The sequence below is a fragment of the Pigmentiphaga sp. H8 genome (assembly GCF_003854895.1).
In the GTDB taxonomy this organism is placed as follows: domain Bacteria; phylum Pseudomonadota; class Gammaproteobacteria; order Burkholderiales; family Burkholderiaceae_B; genus Pigmentiphaga.
Genome location: NZ_CP033966.1, coordinates 5,737,526 through 5,753,405, shown reverse-complemented (window position 1 = coordinate 5,753,405; position 15,880 = coordinate 5,737,526). Strand labels below are relative to the sequence as shown.

The 15,880-nt window shown below is 67.6% G+C and carries 14 protein-coding genes; 4 read left to right on the top strand and 10 right to left on the bottom strand.

Annotated features, from left to right (window positions below):
• Nucleotides 1–10: 10 nt before the first annotated feature.
• A complete protein-coding gene (locus tag EGT29_RS27200; protein WP_124691933.1) occupies nt 11–1,222 on the bottom strand; it encodes an amino acid ABC transporter substrate-binding protein in 1,212 nt (403 codons plus the stop codon).
• A 51-nt stretch (nt 1,223–1,273) separates the two neighbouring features.
• Nucleotides 1,274–1,807, bottom strand: coding sequence for a 2,4'-dihydroxyacetophenone dioxygenase family protein (locus EGT29_RS27195; RefSeq protein ID WP_124691932.1), 534 nt, complete (start codon nt 1,805–1,807; stop codon nt 1,274–1,276).
• A 246-nt stretch (nt 1,808–2,053) separates the two neighbouring features.
• Here EGT29_RS27195 and EGT29_RS27190 point away from each other — a divergent pair, with 246 nt between their 5' ends.
• Nucleotides 2,054–3,019: a helix-turn-helix domain-containing protein gene (locus EGT29_RS27190; protein WP_124691931.1), complete on the top strand. Its 966-nt coding sequence runs from the start codon at nt 2,054–2,056 to the stop codon at nt 3,017–3,019.
• Nucleotides 3,020–3,028: 9 nt separating this feature from the next.
• On the opposite strand, the gene EGT29_RS27185 is transcribed toward EGT29_RS27190, so the two are convergent.
• Nucleotides 3,029–3,937 carry an AEC family transporter gene (locus EGT29_RS27185; protein ID WP_370283076.1) on the bottom strand — a complete coding sequence of 303 codons (909 nt, stop codon included), beginning with the start codon at nt 3,935–3,937 and terminating at the stop codon, nt 3,029–3,031.
• Nucleotides 3,938–4,170: 233 nt separating this feature from the next.
• Between EGT29_RS27185 and EGT29_RS27180 the strand changes: the two genes are divergently transcribed.
• Nucleotides 4,171–5,559 (top strand): APC family permease, encoded by a 1,389-nt coding sequence (locus tag EGT29_RS27180; protein ID WP_124691929.1) that lies wholly within the window; start codon nt 4,171–4,173, stop codon nt 5,557–5,559.
• A gap of 4 nt (nt 5,560–5,563) precedes the next feature.
• On the opposite strand, the gene kdgD is transcribed toward EGT29_RS27180, so the two are convergent.
• The 3 genes from kdgD to EGT29_RS27165 form a co-directional block, all read right to left on the bottom strand.
• On the bottom strand, nt 5,564–6,475 hold the full coding sequence (gene kdgD, locus EGT29_RS27175; RefSeq protein ID WP_124691928.1) for a 5-dehydro-4-deoxyglucarate dehydratase: 912 nt from the start codon (nt 6,473–6,475) through the stop codon (nt 5,564–5,566).
• A gap of 109 nt (nt 6,476–6,584) precedes the next feature.
• The gene (locus EGT29_RS27170) at nt 6,585–7,322 is read right to left on the bottom strand and encodes a FadR/GntR family transcriptional regulator (protein ID WP_124691927.1); all 738 of its coding nucleotides are present in this window, start codon (nt 7,320–7,322) and stop codon (nt 6,585–6,587) included.
• A gap of 81 nt (nt 7,323–7,403) precedes the next feature.
• Nucleotides 7,404–7,901 carry a DinB family protein gene (locus EGT29_RS27165; RefSeq protein ID WP_124691926.1) on the bottom strand — a complete coding sequence of 166 codons (498 nt, stop codon included), beginning with the start codon at nt 7,899–7,901 and terminating at the stop codon, nt 7,404–7,406.
• Between the two features lie 186 nt (nt 7,902–8,087).
• Between EGT29_RS27165 and EGT29_RS27160 the strand changes: the two genes are divergently transcribed.
• Complete coding sequence (locus EGT29_RS27160; protein WP_124691925.1) at nt 8,088–9,812, top strand: diguanylate cyclase; 1,725 nt, start codon at nt 8,088–8,090, stop codon at nt 9,810–9,812.
• A 36-nt stretch (nt 9,813–9,848) separates the two neighbouring features.
• Here EGT29_RS27160 and EGT29_RS27155 read toward each other — a convergent pair whose 3' ends face one another.
• From EGT29_RS27155 to EGT29_RS27140, 4 genes are all read right to left on the bottom strand, one after another.
• On the bottom strand, nt 9,849–11,384 hold the full coding sequence (locus EGT29_RS27155) for a YifB family Mg chelatase-like AAA ATPase (RefSeq protein WP_124691924.1): 1,536 nt from the start codon (nt 11,382–11,384) through the stop codon (nt 9,849–9,851).
• A gap of 108 nt (nt 11,385–11,492) precedes the next feature.
• Nucleotides 11,493–12,692 (bottom strand): formaldehyde dehydrogenase, glutathione-independent, encoded by a 1,200-nt coding sequence (fdhA, locus tag EGT29_RS27150; protein WP_124691923.1) that lies wholly within the window; start codon nt 12,690–12,692, stop codon nt 11,493–11,495.
• Nucleotides 12,693–12,720: 28 nt separating this feature from the next.
• Entirely contained in the window at nt 12,721–13,770 is a 1,050-nt protein-coding gene (locus tag EGT29_RS27145) for an aromatic ring-hydroxylating dioxygenase subunit alpha (protein WP_124691922.1), read from the bottom strand.
• A 10-nt stretch (nt 13,771–13,780) separates the two neighbouring features.
• The gene (locus EGT29_RS27140; RefSeq protein WP_124691921.1) at nt 13,781–14,854 is read right to left on the bottom strand and encodes an aromatic ring-hydroxylating dioxygenase subunit alpha; all 1,074 of its coding nucleotides are present in this window, start codon (nt 14,852–14,854) and stop codon (nt 13,781–13,783) included.
• Between the two features lie 201 nt (nt 14,855–15,055).
• Between EGT29_RS27140 and EGT29_RS27135 the strand changes: the two genes are divergently transcribed.
• The gene (locus EGT29_RS27135; protein ID WP_341432091.1) at nt 15,056–15,868 is read left to right on the top strand and encodes a class II aldolase/adducin family protein; all 813 of its coding nucleotides are present in this window, start codon (nt 15,056–15,058) and stop codon (nt 15,866–15,868) included.
• Nucleotides 15,869–15,880 lie beyond the last annotated feature (12 nt).

Sequence of the window (15,880 nt, the reverse complement as noted above, 5' to 3'; positions counted from 1 at the left end):
TCCCCTGCCGTCATTTCCATTCGGGCTTGGGGAAGACCGCGGGCTTGACGCCGATGGCGCTCTTGGGTGAGATGGGCTGGAACACGCCCCCCTGCCACTGCCCCACGCTGGAGGCCTCGGCCCACAGGCGGTTGGTCAGCTTGACGGGGCCCAGCACGGTCTCGAAGCTGCCGGTGCGGATCTGCTCGGACACGGCCTTGCGGTCGATGGAGCCCGCGCGCGTGATGGCCTGCTGCAGGATCTGCAGGGTGGCGTAGGTGACGGCGCTGCCGTTGTAGTCCGCCTCCTGCTTGAACATGGCGAGGTGCCGCTGGCGGTAGTCGCGCGTGGCGGGTAGTTCAGCGCTGACGCCGCCCAGGCCCATGACGCCGTCGGCATTGGCGCCGAAGCGGCTCTTGAACATGGGGAACACCGTGCCGATCGCGGTGTAGAACACCTTGGGGTTGAAACCCACGACCTTGGCCTGGTCGTTCAGCGACATGGTGTCGGGCGGATAGCTGAAGGCCAGGAAGGCCTCGGGTTCGCGCCGGCGCACCTCGTTCAGGATGGTCTGCAATTCCTGCGAGCCCAGCGGATAGCTCTGGTCGTAGACGATGTCGAACTTCGCTTTCTTCAGGCCCTCGCGCGCGGCCTTGGACAGCTCCAGTCCGAACTGGTCGGCCACGTTGACGATGGCGACCTTGCCCTTGATCTTGCCTTCCTCGCGCAGCCGCGTCAGTACGTCCACCACGCCGTTGGCGTAGTCGGTGGAGGTCAGCGTGAAGAAGAAGAGGTTGGACCAGCGTTCGCGCAGCTGCGGAATGCGGTCCGAGATCATCGTGGTGGCGAGGTGGGGATAGTCGTGCTTGTGCAGGATGGGCGCCACCGCCAGGTTCATGGCCGTGCCCCAGGGCGGCAGGATGAAGTCCACCTTGTCCTGGTTGATGAGCCGTTCCACCGCGCGCACGGCCTCTTCCGAGTTGCTGCGGTCGTCGTATTCGAAGAATTTCACCGGCACGCGCTTGCCGCCGATCTCGATGCCGCCGGCCTTCTGCACGTCGGCCGCCCACATCTGGTAGTTGGGCAGCACCGTGGTGCTGGCTCCGCCGGCGTAGGCGCCGGTCTTGGAAATGGCGTAGCCGATGCGGATCTCGGCCGGGGCCCTGGACTGGGCCAGCGCCGGCGCAGCCAGCGCGGTGGCTGCGGCCGCCGCGAGCAAGGTCGCGAATTGCCTGCGTTGCATGATGTCGTCTCCTCTGTTTTCGTTATGTCGCATCGGCCACGGGGGCCTGGTTCAGCGGAACAGTGTGTCCACGTAGGCAGCGCCCATGCCGATCTTCTCGTAGTGCGCGCGGCACATCGCGATGTAGTCGTGCACGTCGAAGTGGCCGGTGGACTGACCCTTCTCGTCCAGCCAGATCAGCGGTCCCTTCACGATGAAGAAGACCTTCATCGGCTGCTCGTGCTCGAAGGCCACCAGCGTATGGCCTTCGCCCGGGGTCTCGTAGACGAAGTCGCCGGCGGTGGCGATCCAGTCGTGCTCCAGGTAGCCCCACTTGCCCGAGATCGTGTAGGCGAACACCTCGTGCGGATGGTAGTGGCGGTTGACCAGCCCGGCGGCATCGGCGCGCAGGATGTCGCACCAGCGGTTCTCGGAAGGCGAGATCCACAGCGGCCGCGAGGCTACCGTGTCGGTGAAGGGGACATACCACTTCCTGTCGTCGGTGGGCGCGTTGCCGATGTGCACCTCGGGTCTGGCATCGGGCTTGAACACGTCGGCGATGGGAGCGATGTCGCGCCAGAATTCGTTGCCGGCGGTCTTGAGCATGGGGGCCTCCTGATCATTCATGGATCGTGTCAATGTAGCCAGCGCGCCGTCCGGCCGCTTGTCCCGGCGGGACGAGGAATTTGACTGTGCGCGACATGGCCGCCAGCGGGCGCGGGGGATCCCCTAGGGTCAACCCGGGCCGGGGCCCCGGGGTGGGCCGTGCTAGCATCGGCTTAAGTCGCGGCGCCGCCGCCATGTTGGACGCCATCCGCCCCGCCGCCGGGCGGCTCTCCCACGGGCACGACCATGAGCACGACCTTGTCCCCTCGCGCGCAGGCTTCCACCGACCAGGTTCCGTCGTCCCAGCGGCTGGCATTCTGGGAGTCGTACAACGCCTCGCAGCTGATCGGCCTGACCTGTTCGACCTACGACCCGCACGGGCTGCGCGCCCAGGGCCGCGTGTTCGACGCGGACGACGTCGCCTTCACCGAAATCCGCGGCAACCAGCACGTCATCGAGCGGACGCGCTCGCTGCTCAAGACCCATCCCAAGGATTCCGTCTTCGCCTGCATCCTGCTCGAAGGCGACGCTTTCCTGTTCCAGTCGGGCCAGTGCTACACCGTGCGAGCGGGCGACGTCATCGTCTATTCCAACGCGATCCCCTACCTGTACGGCTTCACCGGCGACATGCGCCAGATCATCGTCGAGGTCGAGGCCGACCGGCTGTTCCGGGGGCGGCGCGAGATGCGGCCCGAAGCGCCCATCCAGGTGGACAACCGGCTGCGCACGGGCCGGCTGCTGGCCAATACGCTGCGCACCATGGCGGTGGATTTCGTCGAGCGGCCGCGTGCCGACGCCGTGGCCGGCGTGGCCGAGCAGGCCCGGCACCTGCTGCGCGCGGCGGTGGATCCCGGCGCGGCGCGCGAACTGAACGACATGGCCGCATGGCGGCTGCTGCGCGCCGAGGCCTTCATTGCCGAACACCTGAACGATCCCGCGCTGGATGCCGAGAAAGTGGCGCGCGCCCTGGGGCTGTCCGTGCGGCAGCTGCACCGCCTGTTCGCCCACCGGGACCGCAGCGTCAGCCAATGGATATGGGACAGGCGGCTCGAGCGCGCCCACCAGGAACTCGCGGGCGAGCGCACCCGCAAGCTGTCCATCGGCGACATCGCCTACCGCTGGGGCTTCGCCAGCCAGGCGCATTTTTCGCGCGCCTTCCGCGGCCGCTACGGCATGACCCCCATGCAGCACCGGCGCGCCGGGCAGGCCTGAACGCCGGGCCTAGCCCGCCACCGGCGAGCCCAGCAGCCACAGCAGGAACGGCGCCAGCACCAGGAACACCACGGTCGAGATCAGCACCGCGCCCGCCGCCGTATCGCCCATGTCGGTATAGCGGCGCGCATACATGTAGCTGACCACCGCGCACGGCATGCCCATTTGCAGGGCCACGTTGCCGATCATGTCGGCCGGCAGCCCCACCAGCCAAGCCGCCGCGGCGCCCGTGGCCAGGCCCGCCACGAGCCGGATGGCGCCGACGATGCCGCCCAGCCTCAGGCCGGCCGCGGGAATCAGCGCCAGCGCATGGCCCAGCCCCAGCAGCATCAGCGGCACCGTCATGCTGCCCAGCAACTGGGCCGACTCCATGATCCACTGCGGCGGCGTGTAGCTGAAGAGCCGGCAGGCCACGGCCAGCACGGAAGCGATCAGGATGGGGCTCTTCCACGCCGCCGGCATGCCGTCCGCGCTGGGCAGCGTGCGCACGCCCACGGTGTGCTGGATGAACGAACAGACGGCGAAGAACGCGATCGAGGTCGACAGGCCGGCGTCGCCGAAGGCCAGGTGCGTGATGGGCAGCCCCAGGTTGCCCGCGTTCGGGAAGGTCGTGGTCTGGAGCAGCTTGCGCACCGGCAGCTTGCACAGCTTGAGCGCCAGCGCCGAGATGCCCATGCACAAGGCCAGTGCCAGCACCGTGGCGCCGGCCACCGTGGCCATGATCTCGTTGCTGAGCTGGGTCGTGACCAGGGTGTTGAACACCAGCGCCGGGGTGGTGACGGTGGTGGCCAGCACCGTGACGAACTGCGCGGGGAATGCGTGCCCCAGCTTGCCCCAGGTGGTGCCGACGCCGATGACCACCAGGAGCGGAGCCAGCAGGCTGAGGATGGAGAAGTAGATATGGAAGACGCCCATCAGGCGGCTCCTGGCGGGAGCGGGACGGGCGGGAATGACAGAGGGAATCGGGGCATTGCGGCGCGTGGGGGAACGGGGCGGCGGGCAAGGGTGTAACAGGACGGCGGCCGGGGCCGGCCGCGGATCCCCGCAAGGATAGCGCGAAACGGGAGACATTCGGTTGCATGCGCAACGCGCGCGGACCGGGGCGTGCCCACTAGAATCGATCCATCGGCATACCCGCGAAGAGGCTCACGATGACCGAAACGCACGAGGGCGGTACTCCCCTGAAACGCGTGATGGGGCCCAAGCTGCTATTGCTGTTCATCGTGGGCGACATCCTGGGCACCGGCGTCTATGCGCTGACCGGCCAGGTGGCCGGCGAAGTCGGCGGGGCGGCCTGGGCGCCTTTCCTGGCCGCCTTCCTGATCGCGCTGCTCACGGCTTTCTCCTACCTCGAGCTCGTCACGAAGTATCCGCGCGCGGCGGGCGCCGCGCTGTACGTGCACAAGGCCTTCGGGCTGCACTTCCTGACCTTCATCATCTGCTTCACCGTGATGTGCTCGGGGCTGACCTCGGCCTCGACCGCGTCGCAGGCCTTCGCCGCCAACCTGCTCGTGTCCCTGGGCGTCGACGCCAGTCCCGCGCTGATTACATTGGGCGCCGTGGGCTTCATGCTGCTGGTCATGCTGGTCAACCTGCGCGGCGTGTCCGAAAGCGTCAAGACCAACGTGGTGCTGACCCTGGTCGAGCTGAGCGGCCTGCTGCTGGTGATAGTGCTGGGCTTCTATGCGATCGCGGGCGGCCAGGCCGACTTCTCGCGCGTGGTGGCCTTCGACACGCCCGAGGACAAGAGCGTCTTCCTGGCCATCACCTCAGCCACCGCACTGGCCTTCTACGCCATGGTGGGCTTCGAGGACTCGGTCAACATGGCCGAGGAAACCCACGACCCCAACCGCATCTTTCCCAAGGTGCTGCTGACCGGGCTGGGGCTGACGGCCACCATCTACGTGCTGGTGTCGATCTGCGCCGTGGCGCTGATACCCGTGGGCGAGCTGGCTTCCAGCTCCACGCCGCTGGTGCTGGTGGTCAAGCGCGCCGCGCCCGGCCTGCCCATGGAGGTGATCATGCCCGTCATCTCCATGTTCGCGGTCGCCAACTCGGCGCTGATCAACATGATGATGGCCAGCCGCCTCTTGTACGGCATGTCGCGCCAGGGCGTGCTGCCGTCCTTTCTTTCGCAGGTGCATGCGCGCACGCAGACGCCGTGGTCCGCCATCCTGTTCACCACCGTGCTGGCAGTGGGCCTGATCGTGCTGGTGTCCGCGGCCAGCGACTCCGAGGCCATCCGCGCGCTGGGCGGCACCACGGCCTTGCTGCTGCTGGGCGTGTTCGCGTTCGTCAACGTCGCGGTGCTGCTGCTGCGCGCCGACCGCGTCGGGCATTCGCATTTCCGCACCTGGACGCCGCTGGCCATGCTGGGGGCGGTGGTGTGCCTGTTCATGGTCACGCCGTTCACCGGCCGCGATCCCATCCAGTACGAGGTGGCGGGATGGCTGCTGGCGCTGGGAGTGGTGATGTGGGGCGTGACCTACCTGGCGCGGCGCCGGGAAGCGGCGCGCCTGGATCCGGAAAGCCTGGGCTGACCGCCTACTGTCCGCCGACCTTCTCGATCAGCGCCGCCAGGCGCTGCATCTCGTCCTGGTCCAGATCCGTCAGCGGCGCGCGCACCGGGCCCGCGTCGTGGCCGACCAGGCGGGCGCCGGCCTTGACGATGCTGACCGCGTAGCCGGCGCGGCGGTTGCGGATCTCCAGATAGGGCAGGAAGAAATCATCCAGCAACCGGCCGATGGTCTGCGCGTCGTCCTGCGCCACGGCGTGGTAGAACGCCATCGCGGTCTTGGGAATGAAGTTGAAGACGGCCGACGAATACACGGGCACGCCCAGCGCCTTGTAGGCCGCCGCGTAGACTTCCGCGGTCGGCAGTCCGCCCAGGTAGGCGAAGCGGTCGCCCAGGCCGCGGCGCACGCGCACCATGGCCTCGATGTCGCCCATGCCGTCCTTGAAGCCGATCAGGTTGGGGCAGCGGTCCGCCAGGCGCGACAGCGCCGCCGGCCCGAGCCGCGAGTTGGCGCGGTTGTAGAAGATCACGCCTATGTCCAGCGACTTGCAGACCTGCTCCACGTGAGCCTCGATGCCGGCTTCGCTGGCCTCGGTCAGGTAGTGGGGCATCAGGAGGACGCCCTTGGCGCCCAGGCGCTGCGCTTCTTGCGCATAGGCGATGGCCGTGCGCGTGGGGCCGCCGGCGCCCGCCAGAATGGGAACGCGCTTCTCGCACACCTCCACCGCCGTCTTCACCGCGGCCGAATAATCGGCCGGCGTCAGTGAAAAGAACTCGCCCGTGCCGCCCGCCGCGAACAGCGCGCTCGCCCCGTAGGGAGCCAGCCATTCCAGCCGGGCGGCATAGCCCTTGGGCGCGAAATCGCCGTTCTGGTCGAAATCGGTAACGGGAAACGAGAGCAATCCCTGGGAAATCGTGGCCTTCAACTCTTGAGGGGTCATGGCGGTATCCGGTGATGGAAGGATCGGCAAGTGATATGTCGTCAGTCATCGTACAACTTAAAGTGAGAGAAGGCAACAGGGGCGACGCCGTTGTCGGCCGTGCGGAATGCTAGGCGATAGCCGCGGCCTCGTCACCCTGGCCGGCGGCATAGGCCTGCCGCACTTTTTCCCGGCTCCGGGCCAGGTGGGCGCGCATCGCGGCATGCGCGGCGTCCCCGTCCTGGCGGGCGATGGCTTCGTAGATGGCCTGGTGCTCGCGATGCACGCGCGCCAGGTAGGCCCGCCGGTCGTCGCGCGCCAGCTCGGCGGTATCGACCCGTGTCCGGGGAATGATGGTGGTGCCCATCTGCGCCAGGATCTCGTGGAAATAGCGGTTGCCGGTGGCGATGGCCACCTGCTGGTGGAAGGCCAGGTCCGCCGTGACGGTGTCGCCGCCCGGCTCGATCTGCGCCTCGAACGCCGCCAGCGTGCGCCGCAGCTCGGCCAGGTCCTGTTCGGTGCGCCGCTGCGCGGCCAGGCGGGCGGCCTCGGTTTCGACCGTGATGCGCAGTTCCAGTACCGCCATCACGTCCAGCATCGTGACCGCGTCCTTGGTGTCGAGCCGCAGCGGCGCCACCGGCGGCTCCAGCAGGAAGGTGCCGATGCCGTGCCGGGTCTCGACCATGCGCGCCGCCTGCAGGCGCGAGATGGCCTCGCGCACCACCGTGCGGCTGACGCCGTACTCCTGCATGATCTCGGCTTCCGTCGGCAGCTTGTCGCCGGGCTTCCACACCTTGCCGTGGATTTTCTCGGACATGAGCTGCACGAGTTCTTCGGACAGACTTCGTGTGCGGCCTATGGAGCGCATGCGCTGTGGATCTTCCCTTGCACGGATTGAGGGCCGGACGCGGCGGGCGGCCGGCAAGCGTGCATGGTACTACCGGTTTGCTCAGCCCTCGGTCAGATACACCGACAGATCGGTTTCAGGCGGATTGACGCCGGCATCGAAGAACATCTCACAGACCCAGCCGCGGTGGTACGTCTTGTGGTTGACGATGTGCAGGAACATTCCGCCCCGGGTCATCTCGGCCGCCTGCCCCGATACGAAATTGAACTTCAACCGCTCGCCCAAGCTGTCCGGGGTCTGGCTGGCGGCCCAGTCGATGTACCACTGGTTGACCTTCAACTGCTCCACCACGAGGGTGTCCAGGTCGGGATGCAGCAGGTCGCGCCGGGTCGAGAAGCCGTGCTTTTCCCCCAGCAGGTGGGCGCGCCAGATCAGGTCCACCTGGTAGTTGTGGTTCAGCGTGCCGATCATCGATCCGAACAGCGTCTGGCGGCGCTGCGTGACCGCTCCTTCGGGCAGCACCCGCATCGCCTTGAAAAGCACCTGGTCCGCCCAATTGCCGTAGTTCGCCAGCATGGTGGCCGTTTCTGTCGTGAGCATGTCGCGAGTTCCTTGACGTTCCTGACTGACGGCAGGATATCAAGGGGAAACCGCGAACTAGCCTTATTTCCCCACGCGATTCGGACCTATTCGGGTCCGAGCCGTTTGCTAAACTGCCGCGTTTAGCAGCCCAGCGCTCCGCCGCCCTGCTTCCGGTCTATTGGGCGACTGCTCTGTCGAGACGTTATGGCGTGGGGTGGCTTTCGAAAGTATGTCCTGGCGGTATCGCTGTTCATGGCGATGCTGGCGCACCTTGGCGCCGGGCCGGCCAGCGCGGCTGATTTCGCCGACATCCGCGGCGCTTGCTGGGCATCCGGCGGATTGTCGGATGATATTGTCGCGATAGCCTGGTCGGACGAGCGATGGTCCTGTGCCGATCGAGAATTCTCCATCGATGCCGAGCGCGTGCTGCTTCGTTTCGATCTGCGCCCGGACGGCCCCCTTCCCCGGTACTTTCTGTCGAGGCGCAGCGCGCTCCAGGCCGTGCATCTGCTTGCGATCGACCAGGACGGCGCGGTCCGGCAAAGCACCATTCCCGCCGCCGCCTTGCCCAGCTCGATGGTCGGCGGGTACTTCAAGGCTTCCCTGCCCGAGGTGACGCGCGCGACCAGGCAGGTCGTCGTCGCCATCGACCTGCCCAGCCACCGGATGTCGCTGGAGAGGGCCCATCTGGTATCAGTGGATGCCGACGGCGACGGCACCGGTGCCTCGCGGCTCCTGGTCATCGTTTCCGCGCTCGCGGGCATGCTCGTCATGCCGCTGATCTTCAATGCGGCGTTCTATCAAGTCCTGCGTAAACCGTTCGTGCTCTGGCACTCGGCTCTCACGTTGTCGCTGCTGATGACCTTGCTGGTTTCGTCGAACATCTCGGTCGTGCTTTTCGACCCGCCCGCCATGACGTTGAGCTGGATGACGACGGTGATCTTCGGGGCGACCATCGCGTCCGGAACTATGTTCACCTACAGCTTCATCGAGCCTGGACTGATGCACCCCGTTCTCCGCCGCATGCTGCCGTATTGCGCGGTGTGGGCAATATTCCTGAGTGCATTTCACGCGGCGTTCCCGTTCGTGGCGCGGCCCGTGCAATCGAGCGCCTACACGGCGGCGTTCGCGCCCATCCTTATCGTTTTCATCCTGTCGATGGTCGACGCGCTGCGCCGCGGAAGCCGTGCCGCGAAGTTCCAGGCGATTGGATACACGCCCATGGTGCTGGTCGGACTGACCCGCCTGGTGACGGGGGTGACGCCCTGGTTCCACAGCGCCGATGCCATGCTCATGTTCTACGCGGGTTGCCTGTGTGAAGTCCTCTTCACGACGCTGGGCGTGGCGGACCGCTTCGTGACCATGAAGCGGGAGCGGGACCGCGCGCGTACCGAAGCCTATTTGCTTGAACGGCTTTCCGAAACCGACCCGTTGACGGGCCTGTTCAACCGGCGGGCGATCGAGAGGCAGTTCGCGCAGCGTCGAGCCGAAGGCTTCGACACGCTGGCCGTCATCGATCTCGATCATTTCAAGTCGATCAATGACTTGAACGGGCACGCGGTGGGAGACGCGGTGCTCAGGGCCGTGGCCAGCGCCATCCAGGCCGGCCCGGACGTTGCGGCATACCGCCTGGGCGGCGAAGAGTTCGTGCTTCTCCTGCGTGGCGGCGATGCCGGTATCGAGGCCGAACGGCGCCGACAGGCGATCCCTGCCCTCGTGGCCGATACCGTTCCGGGGCTCGGGCGACCTGTTACCGCCAGCATGGGCGTAGCGGCTGCCTTGGGCGACGAAGGTTTCGTGGCGCTTTACGAACGGGCCGACAAGCTGCTTTACGAAGCCAAGAGCGCGGGGCGGAATCGAACCCGGACCGCTGCCAGGCCGACGACAGAGCCTGGGATCTTGCCGAGCGAACGCGCGACGGCCGCATAGGTACCGCCAGTGGTCCAGCAGGCGGCGCGGCCCTGCCTATCGCTCCCGCAATGGCCGCCGGAACTGCACCGCCTCGGCCATGTGCGGGCTTCCGATCTCGGCCGCGCCCGCCAGGTCCGCCACGGTCCGCGCCACCTTCAAGACCCGGTGCGCCGTGCGCGCCGACCACGCGAATTGCTTCATGGCCTGTTTCCACAATGCGCGCGCGGCAGCATCGGGACGGCAATGGGTGTCGACCTGTCCGGGCTCGAGCGCCGCGTTGGCGCAGCCCTGGCGGCGATGCTGCAGGTCCAGGGCGGTCTCGACTCGTCGGCGTACGGCGGCGCTGGGTTCGCCGGGGGGCAGGTCGGCCCAGTCGTCGCCGGCGGCGGGGACTTCGACCTGGAGATCGATGCGATCGAGCAGTGGACCGGACAGGCGGGCGCGGTAGGCGGCCACCTGGTCGGGGGTGCAGGCGCAGGCCTTCACGTTGCTGCCGTGCCAACCGCATCGGCAGGGATTCATCGCGGCCACGAGCTGGAAGCGTGCCGGATACTCGGTACGGTGCTGGGTGCGCGCGATGGAGACGCGGCCGGTTTCCAGCGGTTCGCGCAGGGTGTCGAGCACGTGCCGGCCGAATTCGGGCAACTCGTCCAGGAACAGCACGCCCAGGTGGGCGTAGGTGATTTCTCCCGGCCGGGGGCGCGCGCCGCCGCCTACCAGCGCGGCGCCGGAAACGGAATGGTGCGGCGCGCGGAAGGGGCGCAGGCCGAAAGTTGGAGCAGGACCGGGGGCAAGGCTGGCGATGGCGGCGGCTTCCAGCGCATCGTCATGGCGCAGGAGTGGCAGCAGCCCGGGCAGGCGCTGCGCGAGCATGCTCTTGCCCGAGCCCGGCGGCCCCAGCATCAGCAGGTTGTGGCCGCCGGCCGCCGCGACTTCCAGCGCGCGCCGCGCGCCGTACTGGCCCTTGACGTCGGACAGGCAGGGCGGTGGGCCGGCCGTGGCATCGACGTGGCCCGCCGTGGCGGCCAGCACTTGTTTTTCTTCCAGGTGCGCCACGACGTCGCGCAGCGTGGCGGCGCCGTAGACCCGCAGCCCGGGCACCCGCGCCGCCTGCCTGGCGCTGCCGGCGGGCAGCAGCAGCTCGGCGCCCGGCTGGCGCCGCGACAACGACAGGGCAATGGCCAAGGCGCCCGCGATGGGTACCAGCGCGCCGGTCAGCGACAGTTCGCCGGCCAGCACCAGCCGGGCAAGCGGCGGAATCGCATCCTGCGCGCGGGCGCGCCCGGCCAGCGAGGGCATGGCGATTTGCCCGGATGCCAGCAGCACGCCCACCGCGATGGGCAGGTCGAAGCGCCCGGATTCCTTGGGCAGGTCGGCCGGCGCGAGGTTGACGGTCAGCCGCCCCGCGGGGAAGTCGAAGCCGGAGCTGAGCAGCGCGGCCCGCACGCGCTCGCGGCTTTCGCGCACTTCGGTATCGGCCAGGCCGACCATGGTGAAGGAAGGCAGGCCCGGCGCCAGGTGGACCTCGACGCGCACCGGCGGCGCATCGATGCCGGTCAGGGCGCAACTGGCAAGGACGGCGAGGGTCATGGCGGCTGGGGGAAAGGAAAGCCGCAGTATCCGTCCAAACGGGGCAGGCCCGGCGGCCGGGCGGGACAAAGGTGTCCCAGCGCCGGCCGCTCTTTCATGTCGCCTTGCTCAATGCCCCTTCGTCATGCCGTGGGGATCGATGACGAATTTCTTCGGCGCGCCCGCGTCGAATTCGGCGTAGCCCCCCGGCGCCTCGTCGAGCGAGATGACCTGTACGCCGACGATGTCCGCGATCTTGATGCGGTCCCACAGGATGGCCTGCATCAGCGCGCGGTTGTATTTCATGACGGGCGTCTGGCCGGTGAAGAAGCTGTGCGATTTCGCCCAGCCCAGTCCGAACCGGACGCTCAATGCGCCCTTGCGCGCCGCCGGGTCGGCCGAGCCCGGGTCGTCGGTCACGTACAGGCCGGGGATGCCTATCTTCCCGGCCGCGCGGGTGACCTCCATCAGCGAGTTCAGCACGGTGGCGGGCGCCTCGTGCCGCGCGCCCTCGTGGCCATGGCCCCGCGCCTCGAAGCCCACCGCGTCCACGGCGCTGTCGACTTCCGGTACGCCCAGTATCTGCGCGATCTGGTCGCCCAGCGAGGCGTCGCGCGACAGGTCGACGGTCTCGAACCCCACCTTGCGCGCATGGTCCAGGCGCGCGGGATTGACGTCGCCGACGATGACCACCGCGGCGCCCAGCAGGCGGGCCGAGGCGGCGGCCGCGAGCCCGACCGGTCCCGCGCCGGCCACGTAGACGGTGCTGCCCGGTCCGACCCCCGCGGTTGCCGCGCCGTGGTAGCCGGTGGGCAGGATGTCCGACAGGCAGGTCAGATCGCGGATCTTCTCCAGGGTGCGGTCGCGCCCGGGCAGCTTCAGCAGGTTGAAGTCGGCGTAGGGAATCATCACGTATTCCGCCTGGCCGCCTATCCAGCCGCCCATGTCGACGTAGCCGTAAGCCCCGCCGGCGCGCGCCGGGTTGACGGTCAGGCAGACGCCGGTCTGCTGTTCCTTGCAGGTCTGGCAGCGGCCGCAGGCGACGTTGAACGGCACCGAGACGATGTCGCCCTTGCGGAGGAACTCGACGTCCTGGCCGGCCTCGATGACCTCGCCCGTGATCTCGTGTCCGAGGATGAGCCCCGCCGGCGCCGTCGTCCGCCCCCGGACCATGTGCTGGTCCGAGCCGCAGATGTTCGTCGTCAGGACCTTGAGGATGACGCCGTGGCGGATCGCCCGGCCCTGTGGATTCTCGAGTTTGGGAAAGGGGATCGCCTGGACTTCGACGACGCCTTGCCCGACGTAGGCAACGCCACGGTTTCCTGTCATGTCTACCTCTCTTCGGTGTGGGAAAACGCTAGCCCGCCTGGTGGGCGGGCACGGGTTCGGGGGCGGGCGCCGATTGCTCCTGCTGGATCAATTCCTCCAGCAGGCGGCGACCGCGCAGGGGGCCGCTGTCCACGACGATGGCGAGGTTGACGGGATTCTCCCGTTGCGGCGCGGTCAGCGCGGCGTGCTGCAGCTCGACTACGACTTTGTCTTCGGTGTGCGTGGCATCGATGGCCTGCCGGATGTATTCGGTCAGCGCCGGTTCGTCCTGGCGGAACCGGCGGATGAAGGCCCAGAAGTAATGCGAGGTGCCCTCGGTTTCCGGCGTGATCAGGTGCATGACGACGCCTTCTATTCTGCCCAGCCCGTCGCCCGGCTGCATCGCCTCGCAGCCGACCTCGATGATGCAGGTGGAAGGCGCGTGGTAGTTCACGGTATGCCAGCGGTGGATGGGCTGCCGGAAGCCGCCCAGGTGCGCGTAGAAAGGCGGTGCGTGCGCGCCCACGACGTCGCGGTGGACGCTGACGACGTTGCCCTCCTGGCCGACCTTGATGGGCGATTGCGCGACGGCTGTGTTGCCGATGGTCCGCCCGTGCACGAAGGCGACGTGCGACAGGTCCAGCAGGTTGTCGTTGAGCAGGCGGTAGTCCGCTTCCAGCCGGCAATAGCCCGCGCTGGGCACCCAGTCCGGGTGCTTCATGCGGCCGACGTCCGGGGGCGAGGACTGTCCGGCCAGGGCCGGGTCGCCCAGCCAGATCCAGATCAGGTCATGCCGTTCCTGGATGGGAAAGGCGCGCACGCGCGCGGCCGGCGGTATGCGTTCCTGGCCCGGTATGGCGGTGCATTTCCCGTCGGCGCCGAAGGCCATGCCGTGGTAGCCGCAGACGAGCCGGTCGTTCTCGACATGGCCGAAGGAAAGCGGCAGGCGGCGATGCGCGCAACTGTCCTCCAGGGCCGCGACCTGGCCGTCGTCCCGGCGGTACAGGACGACACGGATTCCCAGGAAGGTACGCGCCAGCAGGTTCGCATGAACCTCTTTCGAAAAGGCCGCCACGTACCAGGCGTTCTTCATCCACATGAGTTGCTCCTTACCCTTGATGTGCGTTGACCGTTCCGGCGGCCGCCTCGGCTTGCAGCCGGCGCGCGCGATTGGGGCCGACGTCCACGCGGATGTCGACCGTCGGGGCGCCGGCGAACCGCCGCATGTTGCGGTGCTGGGCTTCGATGACGGCCTTGTCTTCGTTGAATGTCAGCTCGACCTGCTCGCGGATCGCATCCGTCATGTCCGGCATGCCGGGATGGGGATTGGTGGCGACCGTCCAGAAGTAGTGGCAGGTCGTTTCCGTTTCCGGCGTTACGCCATGGAACCCGCGGATATGCAGGCCGCCCCGGTCCGGGTCGTCCAGCGCGCCCGAACCGGCATCCATGGCGCCGGCCCATATCAGCAGGTGGCTGCCGTGGAACTCGATTTCCTGCCAGCGGTCCACCTTGCCCGCGAACGGCCAGGCCAGGCCGTAGGTGGGGGGCGGGTCGGAATCGGGCATCAGGCGGACGATCCGCAGGATGTCGCCGGACTGCTCGACCTTGATGGGCGCGTGCATGTGCAGGCCTGGATCGCCGCCTATGGTCTTGAGGTGCACGTAGGCGAGATGGCTGAGATCCAGCAGGTTGTCGTGCACCAGCTGGCTGGGGGCGTCGTAGTGGACGACGCCACCGCGGAATCGATAGCGGTCGTCGCCGTGCACGCCATAGGCCGGTGGCGGTCCGGGCGGCGTGGCGGCCTCGCCGTCGCCGAGCCAGATCCAGAGGATCTGGTCCTGTTCGCGCAGGGGATGGCTCCTGACCCTGGCGCGGGGCGGAACGGTGGCCTGCCCGGGGATTTCGATACAGGCGCCCCGCGCGTCGTAGAGCAGGCCGTGATAGCCGCAGCGCAGTCCACGGTCCTCGATCGTTCCCAACGAGAGCGGCAGGTGGCGGTGGCAGCATCGGTCCTCCAGCGCCGCGACCCCGTCCGCGGTCCTGAAGAGGACGACCGGATGCCCGAGCAGGATTCTCGCGACGGGCTGCCCCTGGAGTTCCCAGGAAAAGCCGGCGACATGCCAGCGGTTCTTCGGGAACGCGGGGGATGATGGTCGCGCGGTCGCTTCGCCGTCATGTTTCATTGCGGTCTCCCTTCGCATTTTCCATATTGCAATTCAGTACACTGAATCAGTTTATGCAAAGCCATTTCGGAAAGCAAGATACGGCTGGAAAAGCCCGAAAAATAGGGGAAAACGTGAACGGAGAATTCTCTTGTTGCCGCTCCAGGCTGTCGCTATGCTAGCTCCAATTCAGTAAGCTGAATTGCTTTCGGAGAAGAAGACATGAATGACATGGATGAGACAGGAAACCGCCCGCGGCGAGGGAGCGGGCCACCGCCCGGCACGACGTCCGAGCGGCGGGCCCGCATCGATCTCGCGGCCTGCTATCGGCTGGTCGCGCACTTCGGCTGGACCGACCTGATCTATACGCACATTTCCATGCGGGTTCCGGATTCGCACGATCAGTTCCTGCTGAATCCGTTCGGCTTGGCGTTCGACGAGGTCACGGCTTCGAATCTCCTGAAGGTCGACCTGGAGGGAACGCTGGTCGAGCCGTCCGGGCACGAGGTCCACAAGGCCGGCTTCGTCATCCACAGTGCCATCCATGCCATGCGCGAGGATGCCAACTGCGTGCTGCACCTCCACACCCGTGCGGGCATGGCGGTGTCCGCGCTGGAGGAAGGGCTGTTGCCGCTGACGCAGCACGCCATGCTCTTCCACGGACGGATCGGCTATCACGAGTCCGAGGGGCTTGCCCTCAGCCTGGACGAGCGTGCCCGGCTGGCGCGCGACCTGGGCGACAACATCGTCCTGATGCTGCGCAACCATGGAACGCTGGTGGTCGGAAAGACCGTGGCCGAGGCTTTCAGCATCATGTGGCACCTGGAGAAGGCCTGCCAGGCGCAGCTCGACATCCTGGCCTGTGGCCGTCCGCCCCGGCTGCCGCCGGCCGGCATCGCGCGGGAGATCGCCAGGCTGGGATTCAGCGATGCCAGGCTGGACGAATACTCCACCGGCAAGAGCCCGCTCGGCCACAAGGAATGGCCGGCCATGCTCAGGCTGGCGGACAGGGTGGCGCCGGGCTTCAGGGATTGAACGGGGGCATGC

Coding starts and splice junctions, on each gene's coding strand:
- EGT29_RS27200 (WP_124691933.1), bottom strand. CDS start 1,222: ATGCAACGCAGGCAATTCGCGACCTTGCTCGCGGCGGCCGCAGCCACC.
- EGT29_RS27195 (WP_124691932.1), bottom strand. CDS start 1,807: ATGCTCAAGACCGCCGGCAACGAATTCTGGCGCGACATCGCTCCCATC.
- EGT29_RS27190 (WP_124691931.1), top strand. CDS start 2,054: ATGAGCACGACCTTGTCCCCTCGCGCGCAGGCTTCCACCGACCAGGTT.
- EGT29_RS27180 (WP_124691929.1), top strand. CDS start 4,171: ATGACCGAAACGCACGAGGGCGGTACTCCCCTGAAACGCGTGATGGGG.
- kdgD (WP_124691928.1), bottom strand. CDS start 6,475: ATGACCCCTCAAGAGTTGAAGGCCACGATTTCCCAGGGATTGCTCTCG.
- EGT29_RS27170 (WP_124691927.1), bottom strand. CDS start 7,322: ATGCGCTCCATAGGCCGCACACGAAGTCTGTCCGAAGAACTCGTGCAG.
- EGT29_RS27165 (WP_124691926.1), bottom strand. CDS start 7,901: ATGCTCACGACAGAAACGGCCACCATGCTGGCGAACTACGGCAATTGG.
- EGT29_RS27160 (WP_124691925.1), top strand. CDS start 8,088: ATGGCGTGGGGTGGCTTTCGAAAGTATGTCCTGGCGGTATCGCTGTTC.
- EGT29_RS27155 (WP_124691924.1), bottom strand. CDS start 11,384: ATGACCCTCGCCGTCCTTGCCAGTTGCGCCCTGACCGGCATCGATGCG.
- fdhA (WP_124691923.1), bottom strand. CDS start 12,692: ATGACAGGAAACCGTGGCGTTGCCTACGTCGGGCAAGGCGTCGTCGAA.
- EGT29_RS27145 (WP_124691922.1), bottom strand. CDS start 13,770: ATGTGGATGAAGAACGCCTGGTACGTGGCGGCCTTTTCGAAAGAGGTT.
- EGT29_RS27140 (WP_124691921.1), bottom strand. CDS start 14,854: ATGAAACATGACGGCGAAGCGACCGCGCGACCATCATCCCCCGCGTTC.
- EGT29_RS27135 (WP_341432091.1), top strand. CDS start 15,056: ATGAATGACATGGATGAGACAGGAAACCGCCCGCGGCGAGGGAGCGGG.